The organism is Corynebacterium sp. Marseille-P4321 (assembly GCF_903645305.1).
Lineage (GTDB): Bacteria > Actinomycetota > Actinomycetes > Mycobacteriales > Mycobacteriaceae > Corynebacterium.
The window spans coordinates 44,843-58,922 of sequence record NZ_CAHJXO010000001.1 but is presented as its reverse complement, the minus strand read 5'-3'; the positions used below and the strand labels follow the sequence as shown (position 1 = coordinate 58,922).

Here is a 14,080-nt window from a genome sequence, read left to right as displayed (position 1 = left end):
ATGCGCGACCACCCGGAAAACGACCTGCACTCCCCCGCCGACCGCTTCTCCCGCGTCCGCCCTGAACCCCGCACGTTCGACGACCTCGCCGACGAGCCGGACCCGCTAGAGATCGACCGACGCAACCGCCGCTCCACCCGCGACGCCATCATCTTCGGCGTCGGCACCGTGGCCGTGACGTTTCTGTTCGCGCTGGTACTCGGCCTGATTTCGCGGATGCAAGGCGGCCCGCTGTGCAGCGAAGGCACCGCCACCTGGCTGTGCACCCCAGGTTGGCGCACGTGGTGGGCGGTGCTCACCTCCATCCCCCCGATCGCCGGTGTGCTCAGCTGCGCCGTGATCATGGTGCGCAAGCTGAACAATTACGAGCGCTGGATGCCGTGGATGGGCGTGTTCTGGATCCCGCTCGTCCCGTTCTGCATGGGCTGGCTGGTGCTTACAGTGGGGATCCTGGCGGTGGACCTGGCTTAGTTGTAGCGAGCGGCGGCTCGCTGAGCTCTTGTCTGTTGCTGGGCACTTAATCGGCGCGGGGCGAAACAAGGACTCAGCTTTCCATGACCGGACCGCACTAGACCCCGATCACTTGTACACACATTCCAACTGGGGTTTTGGAGCCAAATCGAGGTCTACCAGGCATCGAGGTCTACCGCGGTGCGCAAATCCAGGTCTACCGGAGCAACCCGGCCCACCAACCCCGACCCAGCCGCCAGCCCGGCCCAACAACCCAGACCCGGCCACTCAAACCCAACCAGCAAGATCCCCTACTGCTCAGCCAGCGCCGCGTGCTGCGCGCAGTACGGGTTCCGCTCGCGGCACTCCTCGCAGCTCAAGTACTGGCGCCGACACTCGGGCTCTTCGGCGCAGTTGTAGAACGTGTTCGTGGGCGCGCCGCAGTGCTCGCAGTGGCCGAGCTGCACGTAGTCGGGGTCGTCGGGGGCGCCGAATTCGGTGTGCATGCGGCTGTCGAAAACGTAGAGCGAGCCTTCCCACAGCCCGGAGTTGCCGAAGGCCTCGCCGTAGCGGACGATGCCGCCGTCGATTTGGTAGACCTGCTCGAAACCGCGGTTCTTCATCAGGCTGGACAGCACTTCGCAGCGGATGCCGCCGGTGCAGTACGACACGACGGGCTTGTCTTTCATCCAGTCGTATTTGCCGGATTCCAGCTCAGCGATGAAGTCGTGGGTGGTCTCCACGTCCGGGACCACGGCGTTCTTGAAGCGTCCGATTTCGGCTTCGCGCGCGTTGCGTCCGTCGAAGAACACGGTGTCGGGGTTCGCGGCGACGAGTTCGTTGACCTGCTGCGGGGTGAGGTGCTCTCCCCCGCCGATTACGCCGTTTTCGTCCACCTTGAGTTCGCCCGGCGCGCCGAAGGAGACGATTTCTTCGCGGGCTTTCACGCTGAGCTTCGGGAAGTCGTCGGCGGAGCCTTCGGACCACTTGAATTCAATGCCGTTGAAGTACTCGCGTGTTTTCTTCGCGTAGGTCTTGCAGGCGCGGATGTCGCCGCCCACGGTGCCGTTAATCCCGTGTTCGGAGATGATGATCCGCCCTTTAAGCCCGAGCCCTTCGCACAGGTCCCGTTGCCAGAGTCGCACCGCGTCGGGGTCCGCAATGGGCTGGAACTTGTAGTACAGGAGGATCTTTTCGGTCATGCATGCAGCTTATCGACGCTTCCTGCCGGACCAAATCCGCCAGCACAACCCGCCTGCACAACCCGCGGCAACCCCGCCAGCGAAACCCTATTTCCCGTTGAGGCGCTGTTTGTACTCGTAGGCGTCGCGGGTGAGTACGCGGCGGTGGGTGCCCACCTTGTGGCCGGGTAGCTTGCCGTCGTCGATGAGTTTGACCACGAACGGGCGCGAGACGCCGAGGAGGTTGGCCACTTGCTGGGTGGTCATTTCGTCGTCTGGCGCTGGCGGGCGCACGAGGCGGCCCTCCGCCATGTCTTCGAGAAGGTCTCGCACCCACACCGCGGTCTGTTTGGGCACCACCACGTCTTCGGTGGATTTGGCGCGGGCGGCCGCGAGGTTGGAGTTCAGTTGGGCGAGCGCGGCCTCGACCGGGGAGAGCTGTTCAGGCATATCTCAGAGTCTAAACCGCAACCGAAATCAGCGCAACAGCCAGCAGCCAGCCATCAGGCAGCCCCACACGAAACCAAAGACAGCCCTAGCGCTTGTGGTACAACCCCTTGCGCCAGTACCGCGGCTCGGAGGTGACCAAAACGCCCAGGTTACGGAAGATTCCTTCGTCCACAGACCCGAGGATGGTGGTCGCGTGGGCGTCGCATCCGCGTAGGCTCCGCAGGTGCTCGAGCGCCAGCGCGGCATCCGGGTTCCGCGAAGCGGAAACTGAGAGTGCGATGAGAACCTCGTCGGTGTGCAGGCGCGGGTTCACCGAACCGAGGTGCCGGGTCTTCAGGGTTTGAATCGGCTCGATGGAATCTGGGGAGAGGAGGTGCACCGAATCGTCGATACCCGCAAGCTCCTTGAGCGCGTTGAGCAGCACCGCCGCGGAAGGTCCGAGCAGGTCGGAGGTTTTGCCAGTGACGATGCGCCCGTCCGGCAGCTCGAGCGCGGCACCGGGGTTGCCGGTGCGTTCCTCAACCGCGAGCGCGGGCGCGACCACCACGCGGTCACGCACGTTGAGGTCGGCTTTGCGCATGATGGTCATGTTGCGGTCGGAGACTGTGGAATCGGTGTCGGCGCGGCGTTCCTCCACGAGCGCTGCGAAGTAGCGGCGGATGATTTCCTGCTCGGAGGCGTGGCGGCACGCGGCGTCATCGGAAATGCAATTGCCCACCATGTTCACGCCCATGTCGGTGGGGGACTTGTACGGCTCGCCGCCGGTGACTTCCTTCAGCAGGCTGCGCAGCAGCGGGAAGACTTCGATGTCGCGGTTGTAGCTGGTGGCCTGCTTCCCGTACGCGTCGAGGTGGTACTGGTCGATGACGTTGATGTCGTCTAAGTCGGTGGTCGCGGCTTCGTACGCGAGGTTCACGGGGTGGGACAGGGGCAGGTTCCAGATGGGGAAGGTTTCGAACTTCGCGTAGCCCGAGCGGATACCGCGTGTGTTGTCGTGGTAGACCTGCGAAAGCGCGGTGGCCAGCTTGCCGGAGCCGGGGCCCGGCGCGGTGACAACCACCAGGTCGCGGGTGGTTTCGATGTAGTCGTTGCGCCCGAAACCGTCTTCGCTGACTACTTTGGTGGTGTCGCCGGGGTAGCCGTCGATGAGGTAGTGGCGCGCGACGTTCAGCCCGAGGCGCCCGAGCCGCTCGAGGAACGCTTCGACGTTCTGGTTATGCCCCTCGGGCCCGTCAAGCTGGGTGCACACCACGTTTTCTACTAGGAAGCCGCGTTCGCGGAACACGTCGACAAGCCTAAGCACATCATCTTCGTAGGAAATACCCAGGTCGGAGCGCATTTTTTGCCGCACGACGTCGCCGGCGTTGAAGCAGATGATGATCTCGATGTCGTCTTTGATCCGGTCGAGCATCGCGATTTTGTTGTCCGGGGTGAAGCCGGGCAGGACGCGCGATGCGTGGTTGTCGTCGAAAAGCTTCCCGCCCATCTCGAGGTACAGCTTGCCGCCGACCTCCTCCCTGCGCCGTTGGATGTGCTCCGATTGCAGCTGGATGTATTGCTCGCGGTCGAACCCGGTCGTGTACGGCATGTGGGCAATAGTAGGGCATTTGCTTATCGACGAGCTCCCGCCCACGTACCCTTTCACCATGGGCCAGTACCAAACCACATTTACCGTCGAGGAGATCCGGGCGGCGGAGCAGCCGCTCCTGGACGCGCAGACGGAGCCTGATCAGCTCATGCGCAGCGCCGCCCACGCGGTGGCGCAGGTGGCCGAGATGATGCTGAAGTGGCCGCTGCGCTTCGACCACGACCAGGCCCGGCGCGTGCTGGTGCTGGCGGGCCCGGGCGGCAACGGCGGCGACGCGTTGTATGCAGCCGCCGAGCTCGCACTCGCGGGCCATGCGGTGGAGGCGCTGCTCACCGCGGGCAAGGCGCACGAGCGCGCCCTTACCGCGTTCCGCAACGCGGGCGGGAAGGTTCTGGATGCACCGGATTGGCGCGCCTTTTACGCACTGACCATCGACGGGATCACCGGCATCGGCGGCACCGCGGGCTTGCGCGAGGAGCTGGAGCCGTTGGTGGATTACATGGTGGACCGCCGGAGCCTCATGCGCGTGCTGGCCGTGGACGTGCCCTCCGGCGTGGAGGCGGATACCGGCGAGGCGGGGGAGCTGCACTTCAACGCGGATGTGACCGTCACGTTCGGCGGGTGGCGCCGCGCGCACGTGCTCGCGCCGCAGTGCGGGATCCAGCTGCTGGCGGACATCGGGATCGGGGAGCGGCGGCTAAAAGACGAGCTAGACGTGCTGCTTGAACGCAAGATGGACGAAGGGCCCGAGGACATCTCGGTGGCGGCAACCCGCGCCGTGGTTCCGCAGCTGGACCTACCCAAGGGCATCGCCACGCTCACCCCGCCGCCCGGCCTGGATATCGAGCCGGACGCGTTCGACGACAAGTACAGCGGGGGAGTAGTAGGCATCCGCGCAGGTAGCGGCCAGTACCCGGGCGCCGCAATCCTGTGCACTGCGGGCGCGGTGAACGCCACTCCGGCGATGGTGCGCTACGCCGGCCCGCAGGCCCTGGAGGTCGTGCGCGCGCACCCGGAGGTGGTGGCCACCAAGACCCTGCGCGAGGTCGGCCGCGTGCAGGCCTGGGTCTTCGGCCCCGGCGCGGGCACCGGCCACTCCGCGGCTAAGGAGCTGAAGTGGGTGTTGGAGCAGGAGGTGCCAGTGCTTATCGACGCCGACGGGCTCACCCTCCTAGCAAATAACCCCGACCTCATCGATCTGCTGCATGGGCGAGAGGACTATACGGTGCTCACCCCGCACGACGGCGAGTTCGCCCGGCTGCGGAAAGCGCTCGGCCTGCCGGAGCAAGACCGTCTGGAGGAAACCGTGGCGCTGGCGGCGGAGCTCGACTGCACCGTGGTGCGCAAGGGGCGTGTCACGCTCATCGCCTCGCAAGTGACCCCGGGACTGGTGCACGCCGTGGACGCGGGCCACTCCTGGGCGGCCACCCCGGGGTCCGGTGACGTACTCGCCGGCGTGCTCGGCGCGGCGATGGCGCTGCCGCAGGCGGAGTGGATGTTGGACGACTGGGTGCTCGCGCCCGCGGTGGGCACCCACCAGGTGGCGGCGAAGCTGGCCGCCGAGACCCCGTACGGCGACGCCGCCGCTCCCGCGAGCCGCATCGCGGAGCACGTGCGTCCCGCGGTGGCGCTTCTCAACCGCCGCTAGCTACCCGGCCACTCAGCGTCGATCCAAACCACTGCATAGAATTCGCTGAACGCAAACTTACAGCTTTGTAATTTTGGCTGATCCGGATCTACTTTCCCCCCAAAATTGCCGTCTAGTCCCAGCGGCTTGGTTTTTCCGTGGAAAATAATGCACCCGTCACCTGCAGGTACATTTTTAATCACGGGAATTTCCGTGGTAGAGACATATTTCACGTTCCCTCCGAGTAGGGGATATAACCAGTGCTGCGCTACGCTCATACGCGTGTTGAGCAATCCGAGAATCCCAGCCACGGTCTGCGGGGCCGCACTACTCGCCGGCGTCGCCACCGTCGCACCCGCTGAGGCGGCTGTCGTGAGCGGGCCCGTTGCTATCGAGGCCACGCAGGGATCGAACTTCAACCGCTGCGAAATCCAGTTCACCGACGAGGAGCGCGCGTTCGTCGAAGAGGTTGAGTTTGTAAACGACGCCTCTTTCATCGAGACAGCATGGCTCGACGCCTTCGAGGTTACTTTCCCGGATGCGAAGAAACTGGGCGACGCTACGCGCAAGCGACTGCAGAACCCTACTTTTCAGGCAATCGTGATCGACGACCTAGAAGGGTTCATCTCTACTCTGGTGAACCACCTGAAAGAAAAGGGCATCGACGAGGCCGCCGCTTCCTGGTACGTGGACGAATTGATTGAAGAGGCGTTCACGGACCCGAATACTGGCCTCGATCAACGTAACTTCCAGGCAGACCTGGAGATCGCCCTGACCGAGGGCTACATCGACGCACCGCGCGAGACCGACCTGTACGACGGTGGCATGGCGATTCCGTCAAGCACCCAGCTGCTTGCCGATCTGAAAAAGCAGTACCCGGGCATGGACAGCGAACAGCTGGAGGCGTGGGTCGAGGCTTTCGACCAGTCTGCAACCGTGGCGAACGCGCGTAAGGCGCAGCAGGTGCAGAACGCGTTCCAAAACGCCCGCGTGCTGTGCGCACGGGGCAAGAGCGGCGCGGTGGCGTTCCCCACTGCCGAAACGACCACCACATATAGTGGTGCCTCGCTTGCTGACAACACGGCCATAGACGGTGCCATCGACGACGGCGTCGGCTCCTCACAGCCACGCGAAGAGAATGTAGAAGAAGAGGCCGGTGAGAAGGACGGGGAGAACGACACCACAGCACCGACCGGCCAGAGCTCGGTGAAGAACCTCGACACCGGCGCCGTAATCGGCATCATCGCAGCCGTACTCGCCGCACTCGGCATCGCTGGCGCTGCGTTTGCGCTGTTTGCCAGCTAGCCGTACCTTGTCCGGGTGAATTCGCCCGCAACCCAGCAGAAGTTTCCCATTGTCCCGCTCGCGGCAATGGGTTTTGCCGCGTTTATCTACGTCAACTTCGAGATGTTCGCCGTCGGCCTCATCTCGCCAATGGCGGCGGACCTAGGGGTTTCGGAGGGGCGAATCGGCCTGCTCATGAGTATCTACGCGGGGCTCGTTGCGGTGGTGACGATTCCGCTGATGCACGTGACTCGAAGCGTCGATAGGCGCCCGCTTTTTATCGCCACCCTGTTCTTCCTCATGGGCGGAGTTGTGCTGCAAGCCCTCGCCCCGAGCTACCTGGTGCTCACCGCGGGGCGTGTGACGGCGGCGTTCACGCACGGGTTGTTCTGGTCGCTGGTCAACCCGATGGCGGCGCGCATCGCCCCACCGGGGCAGACGGGCAAAGCGGTCGCGGCGGTCTCGCTCGGCTCCACGATGTCCACGGTGGTTGGCGCGCCGATGACCACCGCACTCGGCGGCTGGATCGGTTGGCGCGGCGCCACCTGGGTGCTCGGCGTGGGCGCGGTGATCGCAGTGGTGTTGCTGTGCTACTCGCTGCCCAGCATGCCGGCGAAGCGACCGGTTGCCGATACCTCCTCCGGCTCCACCCGTTCCGCCATCCCATCGCTGATGCTGTACCTCGTGCTGGCAGTGACCGCGATCTTCTGCTCGTTTACCTACCTCGCGCTGCTGATCAGCGAGACGGCGGGCCATGGGCTGGTGCCGGTGGGGCTGGGCATGTACGGCGCATGCGGCCTGATCGGCGTGATGTGGGCGGGCAAGCGCGTGGACATGCGCATGATCCGTCTCAACGCCGCGGCGGCGGGCCTGCTCGTGTTCGCCGCGATGATCGGCATCGGCGCGCTGGAGGTGGGCTCCGGGGTGCTGATGTTTTTCGCGGTCGCCGTGCTGGGTGTTGCCGCGGGCGCGTTGCCGACGGTGGCAACCACGATCTTCTTGCACGCCGGCCGCCGGAACCAGGACCTGGCCAGCTCCATTTACGTGGTGACGTTCCAGGTGGGTATCGCCTCCGGTTCCGCCCTCGGCGCCGCGACCGTGGACGCCGGGTTCTTGGCGGGCACGCTGCTGTCCACGCTGGCGCTGGGCGCCGCGGCGTTTGTCACGCTGTCGTTCCTTTCGCGCCCCAAGCTGCGGTAACCCCAGTAGCCTTACGCGGGCCGCTCACCCACCCGCCTGCGGAAGCGCCGGGGCTCAACGAAACGCCCCGCTTCCGCCAGCTCCACGTGGCGCCCCACGAACTCGGCCATCGCACCCGCGAAGAAGGTGCGCTGCCCCCACGCCGGCACGCGGAAGATGCCGTGCGGCACGCGCACTAGGTCATCGCCGCGCAGCATGGTGGCACCCATTTCCTGCACCGAGGTGACCAAAAACGTCTCGCCGATCGCGAAAGCCACGACGTGGGGGTCGACTTCGCGCAGTTCACGCACGAATTCGAGGTCGGCGGCGAGGTAGCCGTCGCCGGCGCCCAGGGCAAGGCTGGTCAGCTGCGGCGGCAGGTCCGCGATGCCGGTGCGCCGGTCGATTTCGCGCGCGAGCAACCCGGGTTCAGCGGGTGCGGGGCCAGCGGTTGTGTAAAACATTCGTTCATCCTAAGGGAAGCAGGTAGGGTTTGGATTATGTCGTTTCTTGAGGTGAATGCAGGGCCGTGGCGCGGCGTCGCTTTCCTGGTTGGCACCGACGCACCCGAACAGACCCCGAAGGGCTGCGCCACTGTGTTGTGGCGCCACGACGGCACCGCTCGCCTCAACGGCGATTTGGAGCGGGCACAGGCGCAGTTGCTTATCGACGAAAACGCGGTCCCACCCCAAGCCCAGCGGGCAAGGCCGGAACCGTTCACGCTGCGCGACGTCACCACGGCCGTCGCGGGCGAAGGCTTCGTGTTCGCGGGCCAGCTGTTCGGGCAGACCGGCAAGATCGCGGAGGACGACTGTGTGCTGCTCGCCCAGCTCACGCTCGCGCCGGACACCGAGATCGCCGTCGCGGTGGACGAGAATTTGGAGCACGCCCTGATCAGCCCGGACGCGGACCTGTTCTTCAACCGCACCCCGGTGCCGGAGCGTTCCGCGGGCATTTTGGGTGCCGGCCGCAAGCACTTGGGTATTGAGAACCGCGGCCGCGGCATCGCGCACGCGCTGCTTATCGGCGGCTGCCCCTAAGCCAAATCACGTTTGGGGGAGAACTCGGGCACACTCGCGGAGAAACGGGCGCGATAGGTCGCGATAAGTAACGCATGAGTTCATACTTAGCCCGTGCTATTTATTCTCATCGCCGTGGCCGCAATCGCCGCCGTCGGCTACTTCATTTACAAGAAAGTCCACGCCGCCTCCGCGATCTTCGCCGTGGGTGTTTTACTCCTCATGATCGCGGCGGCCACCGGCCGGGTCACCCTCTCCACCCAGGAGATCGAGTCCTCGGGCAACGCGTTCTACGACGAGCTGCTCATCATCGAGTCCCTGTTTAAGTCGCGTTTCTCCGGCACCGGTATGGCGATTATGGTGCTGTTCGGTTTCGTCGGCTACATGCGCCACATCGGTGCCGACGCGAAGACGGTCGTCGCGCTGTCCGCGCCGCTGCGCCGCTTCCACGGCTCCTATTGGCTTGTGCCGATCGGGTTTGCGGTGGGTACGTTGCTGTCGTTGGTGGTGCCGTCGGCAAGCGCACTGTCCCTGCTCCTTGTCGCGACGCTCATGCCCGCGCTGATCGCCGCGGGCCTGACCCCGCTGACCGTCGGCGCGATTGTGGTGACCTCCTCAACCATCGCGCCTTCGCCGCTGGAGGCGGGCCTGATCCACGGCGCGGACCTGGTGGGCATGACGGTCACCGAGTTCACCTTCGGCAACGTGGCGAAGGCGACGGTGCCCGCGCTGGTGGTTGTGGCATTTACGCACATGTGGTGGCAGCACCGCTGCGACAAGAAGGACTTGGCGAAGGCCGCCGTGGAGGCCCACGCCGGTGTCGGTGGCTCGGGCAGTGCAGACAGTGCGGGCGATGTCGCTGACGTGGACCTGGAGGCGGCGAAGGAGAACGAGTCTGACCGCCGCATCCGCGAGGCCGTGGAGCGCGCCGAGGGCCTGCCCGGCTTCTACGCCATCCTGCCGCTTCTGCCGCTGCTGCTGATCATCATCTCCGCAATCCTGAACCGCGCCGGCGTCGTCTCCTTCGAGGCGGACATCCTGCCGGTGACTGTCGTTTCGCTCATTGTCACGATGATCATCGAGGCGATCCGGCTGCGCGACGTGAACTACGCCGTGGACAGCCTGCAGGACTTCTTCAAGGGCCTCGGCGAGGGCGCGGCGGGCGTGGTCTCGCTCATCGTGGCCGCCGCCATCCTGGTGGAGGGCATCACGCAGATGGGCGTGATCGACGGCCTGACCTCCATCGCGCAGGCGTCCTCCGGCGCTGCGGTGCTCATGGTGCTCATCTTCGTGGCGGCGACTGGCCTGATGGCTATGCTCACCGGTTCCGGCGTGGCTCCGTACTTCGCGTTCTCCGAGATGGTGCCGGGTATTGCCGCGGAGTCCGCGGTGCACGCCCCGCAGATGCTCACCTCCATCTGGTCGGCGTCGAACTTGATGCGTCAGGCGTCGCCAGTGAATGCTGCCGTGCTCATCGTCTCCGGTGCGCTGCAGGTCAACCCGATCGAGATTGTGCGCCGCACCATCGTGCCGATGCTGGCCGGCACCATCACTTCTGTCGTGTGCGCGTTTATGTTCATCGCGTAATCTGTGGCGTATGACCGTCTCTGTGCTGATGATCGTGGAGGGCTCCTCGCCCGAGATCTCTCGCTGTGTGAACGTGGAAGAGGACATCACCCTCGGCGAGCTCTCCCAGATCATCGACGCCGCGCTGGGGTTCTCCGGCGCGGCCACCCACCTGTTCGTCGGCCAGCACGGCACCACCCGCGACGTGTTCGCGGAGGTGCCGGGGCTTGACGAGCGCGACGAGGACGAGATGTTGGTGGGCGACATGGAGCCGATGACCTACGTCTACGACCCGTCGGCGAACTGGAACATCCACGTTGAGCTGCTCGGCCCCTCGCAGCTGGAGGGCCCGACGCCAATGCTTGTCGACGCTGCCGGGCCCGACGTCGTCGAAGCCTGTTCCGGTCCCGAGATGATGACCCAATTCCGAGCGGAGGCGCGCCGCCTGGCCGCCGGTGTGGAGCCGGACTTGGAAGTCATCCCGCTGATGTTCAGCTTCCTGCCCGTGATGGCGCCGGAGCGCGTGCTGGACCGCCTCACGGTGGCGGACCCGGTCTCGGTGGCCACCCGAATCGGCTACGTGGCAGAGGAGCTGTTCTTCGACCAGGCCGCCGCAGCCGCCGAGGAGGACCCGCAGGGCCGCGGCCTTGCGGACCACTTCGACGCGTTTTTGCACGCGCGCCCGGAGCTGCGCGAGGTGCTCGACCTCGACCCGCACCCGGAGCGCAACCCGACGCTGATCTCCGCGGTGACGGAGTTTTTCGACGAGCTGCTTGGCGACGGCCCGGGCGACCCGGCCGTTGATCTAGGCGCGTTCCCCGGCTTCGACGCGCTGGACGAGACCGGCGACGAGCCGACCGCAGCGGAAATGTTTACCCTGCTGCTCAAGCTCTTCCGCCGCCCCGTGCCATTCGCCGACGAGTTCATCCGTGACGAATCCACCGCGGAAATGGTCCGGGCGCTGCTGCAGTTCCAAGACGACGACGCGGTCGCGGCCTTCCTCATCGGCACCGGGCTGGTGGAGGAACACCCCGGCGAGCTCGTGCTATCCGAGCTGGGGAAGAAGTTCTTCGAGGCCGAGGATCTGATCGCCTTTCTCGCGGAACCGCTGCGCCTGGGATGGGAACACTTATTGGGCGCCGACTACTGGCGCGAATTGGTCGAGTTCCTCGCCGACGTGAGCGACGAGCCCCCGGAGTGGTTCGGCGGGGGATTGGTGTGGCTGGAAATGTTCTACTTCGCCGTGCTGGTCTCCGACGACCCAGCAGACGGCGGGTGGCTCACCGACGAAGGCGAGAAGCTCATCGGCCTGATGCTGGACGCCTACCGGGCCCAAGACTAAGACCGAGACTAAGGCCAGGGCGGGCGCTACACCTGCCTGAACCGGCCTAACCCGGCCTAAACCGGCGCGGACACCAGGTACAGCGCCAGCGCTCCCACCGCGCACACCGCGCACGTGGTGAGCACGACCGACACGGTGTTGGGTTCCGAGTGCTCGTGCGCGATCGAGTCCGCCTCGTGCCGGTACGCACGCCTGTTCAGCGCGAAGATGGCCACCGCCACCACCGCCAAGCCCCCGATCGCCGCGACGATAAGCCCCGGGTACGCCGGTGACCAGCGCAGCAGGGTAGCGGCGCACACCAGCGCGGCGAGCCCGGTGCGCGTCCAGCTCATTGAGGTGCGCTCCGGCTGCAGGCCGGTGTCGGCGACGGGGATGGGCGCGCGCATTAGATCAGGCTCACCCCGACCACCACGGCGGCGATGAACACGCCTACGCACAGCAGCGGCACGATCGCTGGCGCGGGGATCGGCTCGTCGTGGCGCAGCGCCCGCTCCACCCGCACCCAGCGCACCGCGGCACCGGCGGAGATCGCCATGGAGAGCAAGATGATCACCCCGGCGATGGCGGAGCGCACCGCGGGTTCAATGCCGGGCAGTTCGAACGCCTCGAGCGCGATCCCGCCCGCCAGGAACGCCAGGGCGGTGCGCGTCCAGGCGAGGAAGGTGCGTTCGTTGGCCAGGGTGAAGCGCGGATCCGGCTCATCGCCAGTAGGGAAGACCTGCCGGGTAAACCATCCGCGTTCGCTCATGGCCTCAACCCTAGCCCCAGGTAGGCGGTAAGCACGACCGCGTTCAGCGCGGTGAGCCCCCAGAGCATCCAGGAGCTTTTGCTTATCGACGCCAACCAAGCCCCCACAAACGCCCCCACCGAGTTAAACAGCAAATCGTCCAAATCGCTGTAGCCGAGGGCGAAGACGTACTGCGCCACCTCAATCCCCAAACTCAAAAGCGCGCCTGCTGCGGCCGCTTTGGCCACGGACCCCCGATACGCGACGAACCCCACCGGCACGAATAAGGCAACGTTGCCGACGAGGTTCAACCACGGCCCCCACCACACGAGGTACGTCCGGAACGTCTCCAGTGGCACAAGGCGCAGCTCGCGCACCTGGTGGGCGCTTGCCTCCCACAGCCCCGGCATGCTCACGAAGGCTTTGCCCACCGTGAGCGCGAGGACGACGAGGAGGGTGGTGAGGAAAGCGGAGCTCGTCGATAAGCGACTGCTCCCCACTTACGCCTCTGTAGGCACCGGGCCTGCCGAAATCTGGCGGTACGCGTACGCCAAGGTGAGCTGCACGACCGGCATCGCGATGATCAGGCCCAGGCCGAACGGCGCCGCACCGATGACCGCGATGAGCACGCACAGCACCACCAGGCCCAGCAGCTTCACGTAGTTGCGCGCGCCCGCCTTGAAGCCTTCAGCAAACGCGAAGCCGAACGAGCCGTTGTTGTCCGCCGCGTAGTACAGCTGCAGCGAGATAAACGGCGCGAAGAGCAGGCTCACCAGTGCCGTAAGCCCCATCGCGCTGAGCAGCGGGCGCATCAGCGCGAACATCTCCTCCGGAGTCATGCTGGACATCTCCTCCGGCGACTGCGGCAGCGCGTTCAGGTCAATATCACTCATCGCGGCCGCGCCGAACACGGTGAACAGCACCAGACTCAGCACGGACCACAAAAGGCCCATGACCACCATCATTCCGATGGACTTGCCGTACGCCGGCGCCTTGCCGTTGTTGAAGTTCACGTCGCGCGCGAGTGTTTGCTGCAGCGCCACAGCCGCGACCCACGGCACGAAGAACAACATCGCCAGCGAGCTGAGCATCGAGCCGAACCCCGGCACGAACTGCAGCACCGCCGCAATGACCAGGTAGATCAGGCCGAGGACAAGCCACAGCTTCGCGTTGGAGAACGTCGTTTTAAAGCCCCAGCCGAGCGCCTCGAAGACGTTGACCTTGCCGGTGCCCTTGGTGTGGAAATACCCGTTCGACTCCGGGTCGTTGATCGGGTGCGGGGACTGGCCGTCGCCCGGGACGTTGTCCGTGAGCTGCTCGCCGTGGAAACGCAGCGCGGACGCACCCGCGGCGGCAGCAGCGGAGTTCACGTCGAACGCGCTGTACTCGTCGTAGCCACCGAAGGCGCCGGTGCTGGTCTCGCCGTAGGCCGGGTAGTCCTGGTAGCCCGGGCTGGCCGGGTTGGCCTCGCCGTAGGCCGGGTACGGGTCGTTCTCCGGGTGGGAGCCTGCGGGCAGGTCCGGGTACGGCTCGTAGCCGGCCGGGTCATTCTGGCCGTTCGGCTCGAGCGGGTCATTGGGCTCACTGCCGCCGCCGTTGTAAGGGGTGGACAAAGCTACACGTCCTTTACTTTCGCTTGTTGGCTATTTCCTCACGGATAGTAACAG

General features: G+C 65.6%; 15 protein-coding genes. 7 read left to right on the top strand and 8 right to left on the bottom strand.

What is annotated here, in order from left to right; translation table 11 throughout:
* Positions 1–471, top strand: coding sequence for a hypothetical protein (locus HWX32_RS00225; protein ID WP_175934276.1), 471 nt, complete (start codon positions 1–3; stop codon positions 469–471).
* Between the two features lie 290 nt (positions 472–761).
* Here the strand turns inward: HWX32_RS00225 and HWX32_RS00220 are convergent, their stop codons facing one another.
* The 3 genes from HWX32_RS00220 to HWX32_RS00210 all read right to left on the bottom strand — a co-directional run bounded on the left by HWX32_RS00220 (position 762) and on the right by HWX32_RS00210 (position 3,669).
* Entirely contained in the window at positions 762–1,652 is an 891-nt protein-coding gene (locus tag HWX32_RS00220; RefSeq protein ID WP_175934275.1) for a rhodanese-related sulfurtransferase, read from the bottom strand.
* Positions 1,653–1,739: 87 nt separating this feature from the next.
* Positions 1,740–2,081 carry a helix-turn-helix domain-containing protein gene (locus HWX32_RS00215; RefSeq protein WP_075468643.1) on the bottom strand — a complete coding sequence of 114 codons (342 nt, stop codon included), beginning with the start codon at positions 2,079–2,081 and terminating at the stop codon, positions 1,740–1,742.
* A gap of 85 nt (positions 2,082–2,166) precedes the next feature.
* Positions 2,167–3,669 carry a DUF1846 domain-containing protein gene (locus HWX32_RS00210; RefSeq protein WP_175934274.1) on the bottom strand — a complete coding sequence of 501 codons (1,503 nt, stop codon included), beginning with the start codon at positions 3,667–3,669 and terminating at the stop codon, positions 2,167–2,169.
* Positions 3,670–3,727: 58 nt separating this feature from the next.
* Here HWX32_RS00210 and HWX32_RS00205 point away from each other — a divergent pair, with 58 nt between their 5' ends.
* From HWX32_RS00205 to HWX32_RS00195, 3 genes are all read left to right on the top strand, one after another.
* Complete coding sequence (locus HWX32_RS00205; protein WP_175934273.1) at positions 3,728–5,317, top strand: bifunctional ADP-dependent NAD(P)H-hydrate dehydratase/NAD(P)H-hydrate epimerase; 1,590 nt, start codon at positions 3,728–3,730, stop codon at positions 5,315–5,317.
* Between the two features lie 264 nt (positions 5,318–5,581).
* The gene (locus HWX32_RS00200) at positions 5,582–6,601 is read left to right on the top strand and encodes a hypothetical protein (protein ID WP_175934272.1); all 1,020 of its coding nucleotides are present in this window, start codon (positions 5,582–5,584) and stop codon (positions 6,599–6,601) included.
* A 66-nt stretch (positions 6,602–6,667) separates the two neighbouring features.
* On the top strand, positions 6,668–7,780 hold the full coding sequence (locus HWX32_RS00195) for an MFS transporter (protein WP_175934969.1): 1,113 nt from the start codon (positions 6,668–6,670) through the stop codon (positions 7,778–7,780).
* An 11-nt stretch (positions 7,781–7,791) separates the two neighbouring features.
* Here the strand turns inward: HWX32_RS00195 and HWX32_RS00190 are convergent, their stop codons facing one another.
* Positions 7,792–8,223 carry a hypothetical protein gene (locus tag HWX32_RS00190; RefSeq protein ID WP_175934271.1) on the bottom strand — a complete coding sequence of 144 codons (432 nt, stop codon included), beginning with the start codon at positions 8,221–8,223 and terminating at the stop codon, positions 7,792–7,794.
* A gap of 36 nt (positions 8,224–8,259) precedes the next feature.
* On the opposite strand from HWX32_RS00190, the gene HWX32_RS00185 reads away from it, so the two are divergent.
* The 3 genes from HWX32_RS00185 (at position 8,260) to HWX32_RS00175 (ending at position 11,686) form a co-directional block, all read left to right on the top strand.
* Positions 8,260–8,799 carry a hypothetical protein gene (locus HWX32_RS00185; protein ID WP_175934270.1) on the top strand — a complete coding sequence of 180 codons (540 nt, stop codon included), beginning with the start codon at positions 8,260–8,262 and terminating at the stop codon, positions 8,797–8,799.
* Positions 8,800–8,892: 93 nt separating this feature from the next.
* On the top strand, positions 8,893–10,365 hold the full coding sequence (gene dcuC, locus HWX32_RS00180) for a C4-dicarboxylate transporter DcuC (RefSeq protein ID WP_075468655.1): 1,473 nt from the start codon (positions 8,893–8,895) through the stop codon (positions 10,363–10,365).
* 10 nt (positions 10,366–10,375) lie between these two features.
* Positions 10,376–11,686: a hypothetical protein gene (locus HWX32_RS00175; RefSeq protein ID WP_175934269.1), complete on the top strand. Its 1,311-nt coding sequence runs from the start codon at positions 10,376–10,378 to the stop codon at positions 11,684–11,686.
* Between the two features lie 56 nt (positions 11,687–11,742).
* On the opposite strand, the gene HWX32_RS00170 is transcribed toward HWX32_RS00175, so the two are convergent.
* From HWX32_RS00170 to HWX32_RS00155, 4 genes are read right to left on the bottom strand one after another with little or no spacing between them, the layout of a single operon-like run.
* Positions 11,743–12,072: a DUF202 domain-containing protein gene (locus HWX32_RS00170; RefSeq protein ID WP_175934268.1), complete on the bottom strand. Its 330-nt coding sequence runs from the start codon at positions 12,070–12,072 to the stop codon at positions 11,743–11,745.
* Positions 12,072–12,434 (bottom strand): YidH family protein, encoded by a 363-nt coding sequence (locus tag HWX32_RS00165; protein ID WP_175934267.1) that lies wholly within the window; start codon positions 12,432–12,434, stop codon positions 12,072–12,074. The genes HWX32_RS00170 and HWX32_RS00165 overlap by 1 nt, the downstream gene beginning before the upstream one ends.
* Positions 12,431–12,913: a VanZ family protein gene (locus tag HWX32_RS00160; protein ID WP_175934266.1), complete on the bottom strand. Its 483-nt coding sequence runs from the start codon at positions 12,911–12,913 to the stop codon at positions 12,431–12,433. Before HWX32_RS00160 ends, HWX32_RS00165 begins: the two co-directional genes overlap by 4 nt.
* Positions 12,914–14,026, bottom strand: a complete 1,113-nt coding sequence (locus HWX32_RS00155) for a hypothetical protein (protein WP_075468665.1) — start codon at positions 14,024–14,026, stop codon at positions 12,914–12,916.
* Positions 14,027–14,080: the final 54 nt, after the last annotated feature.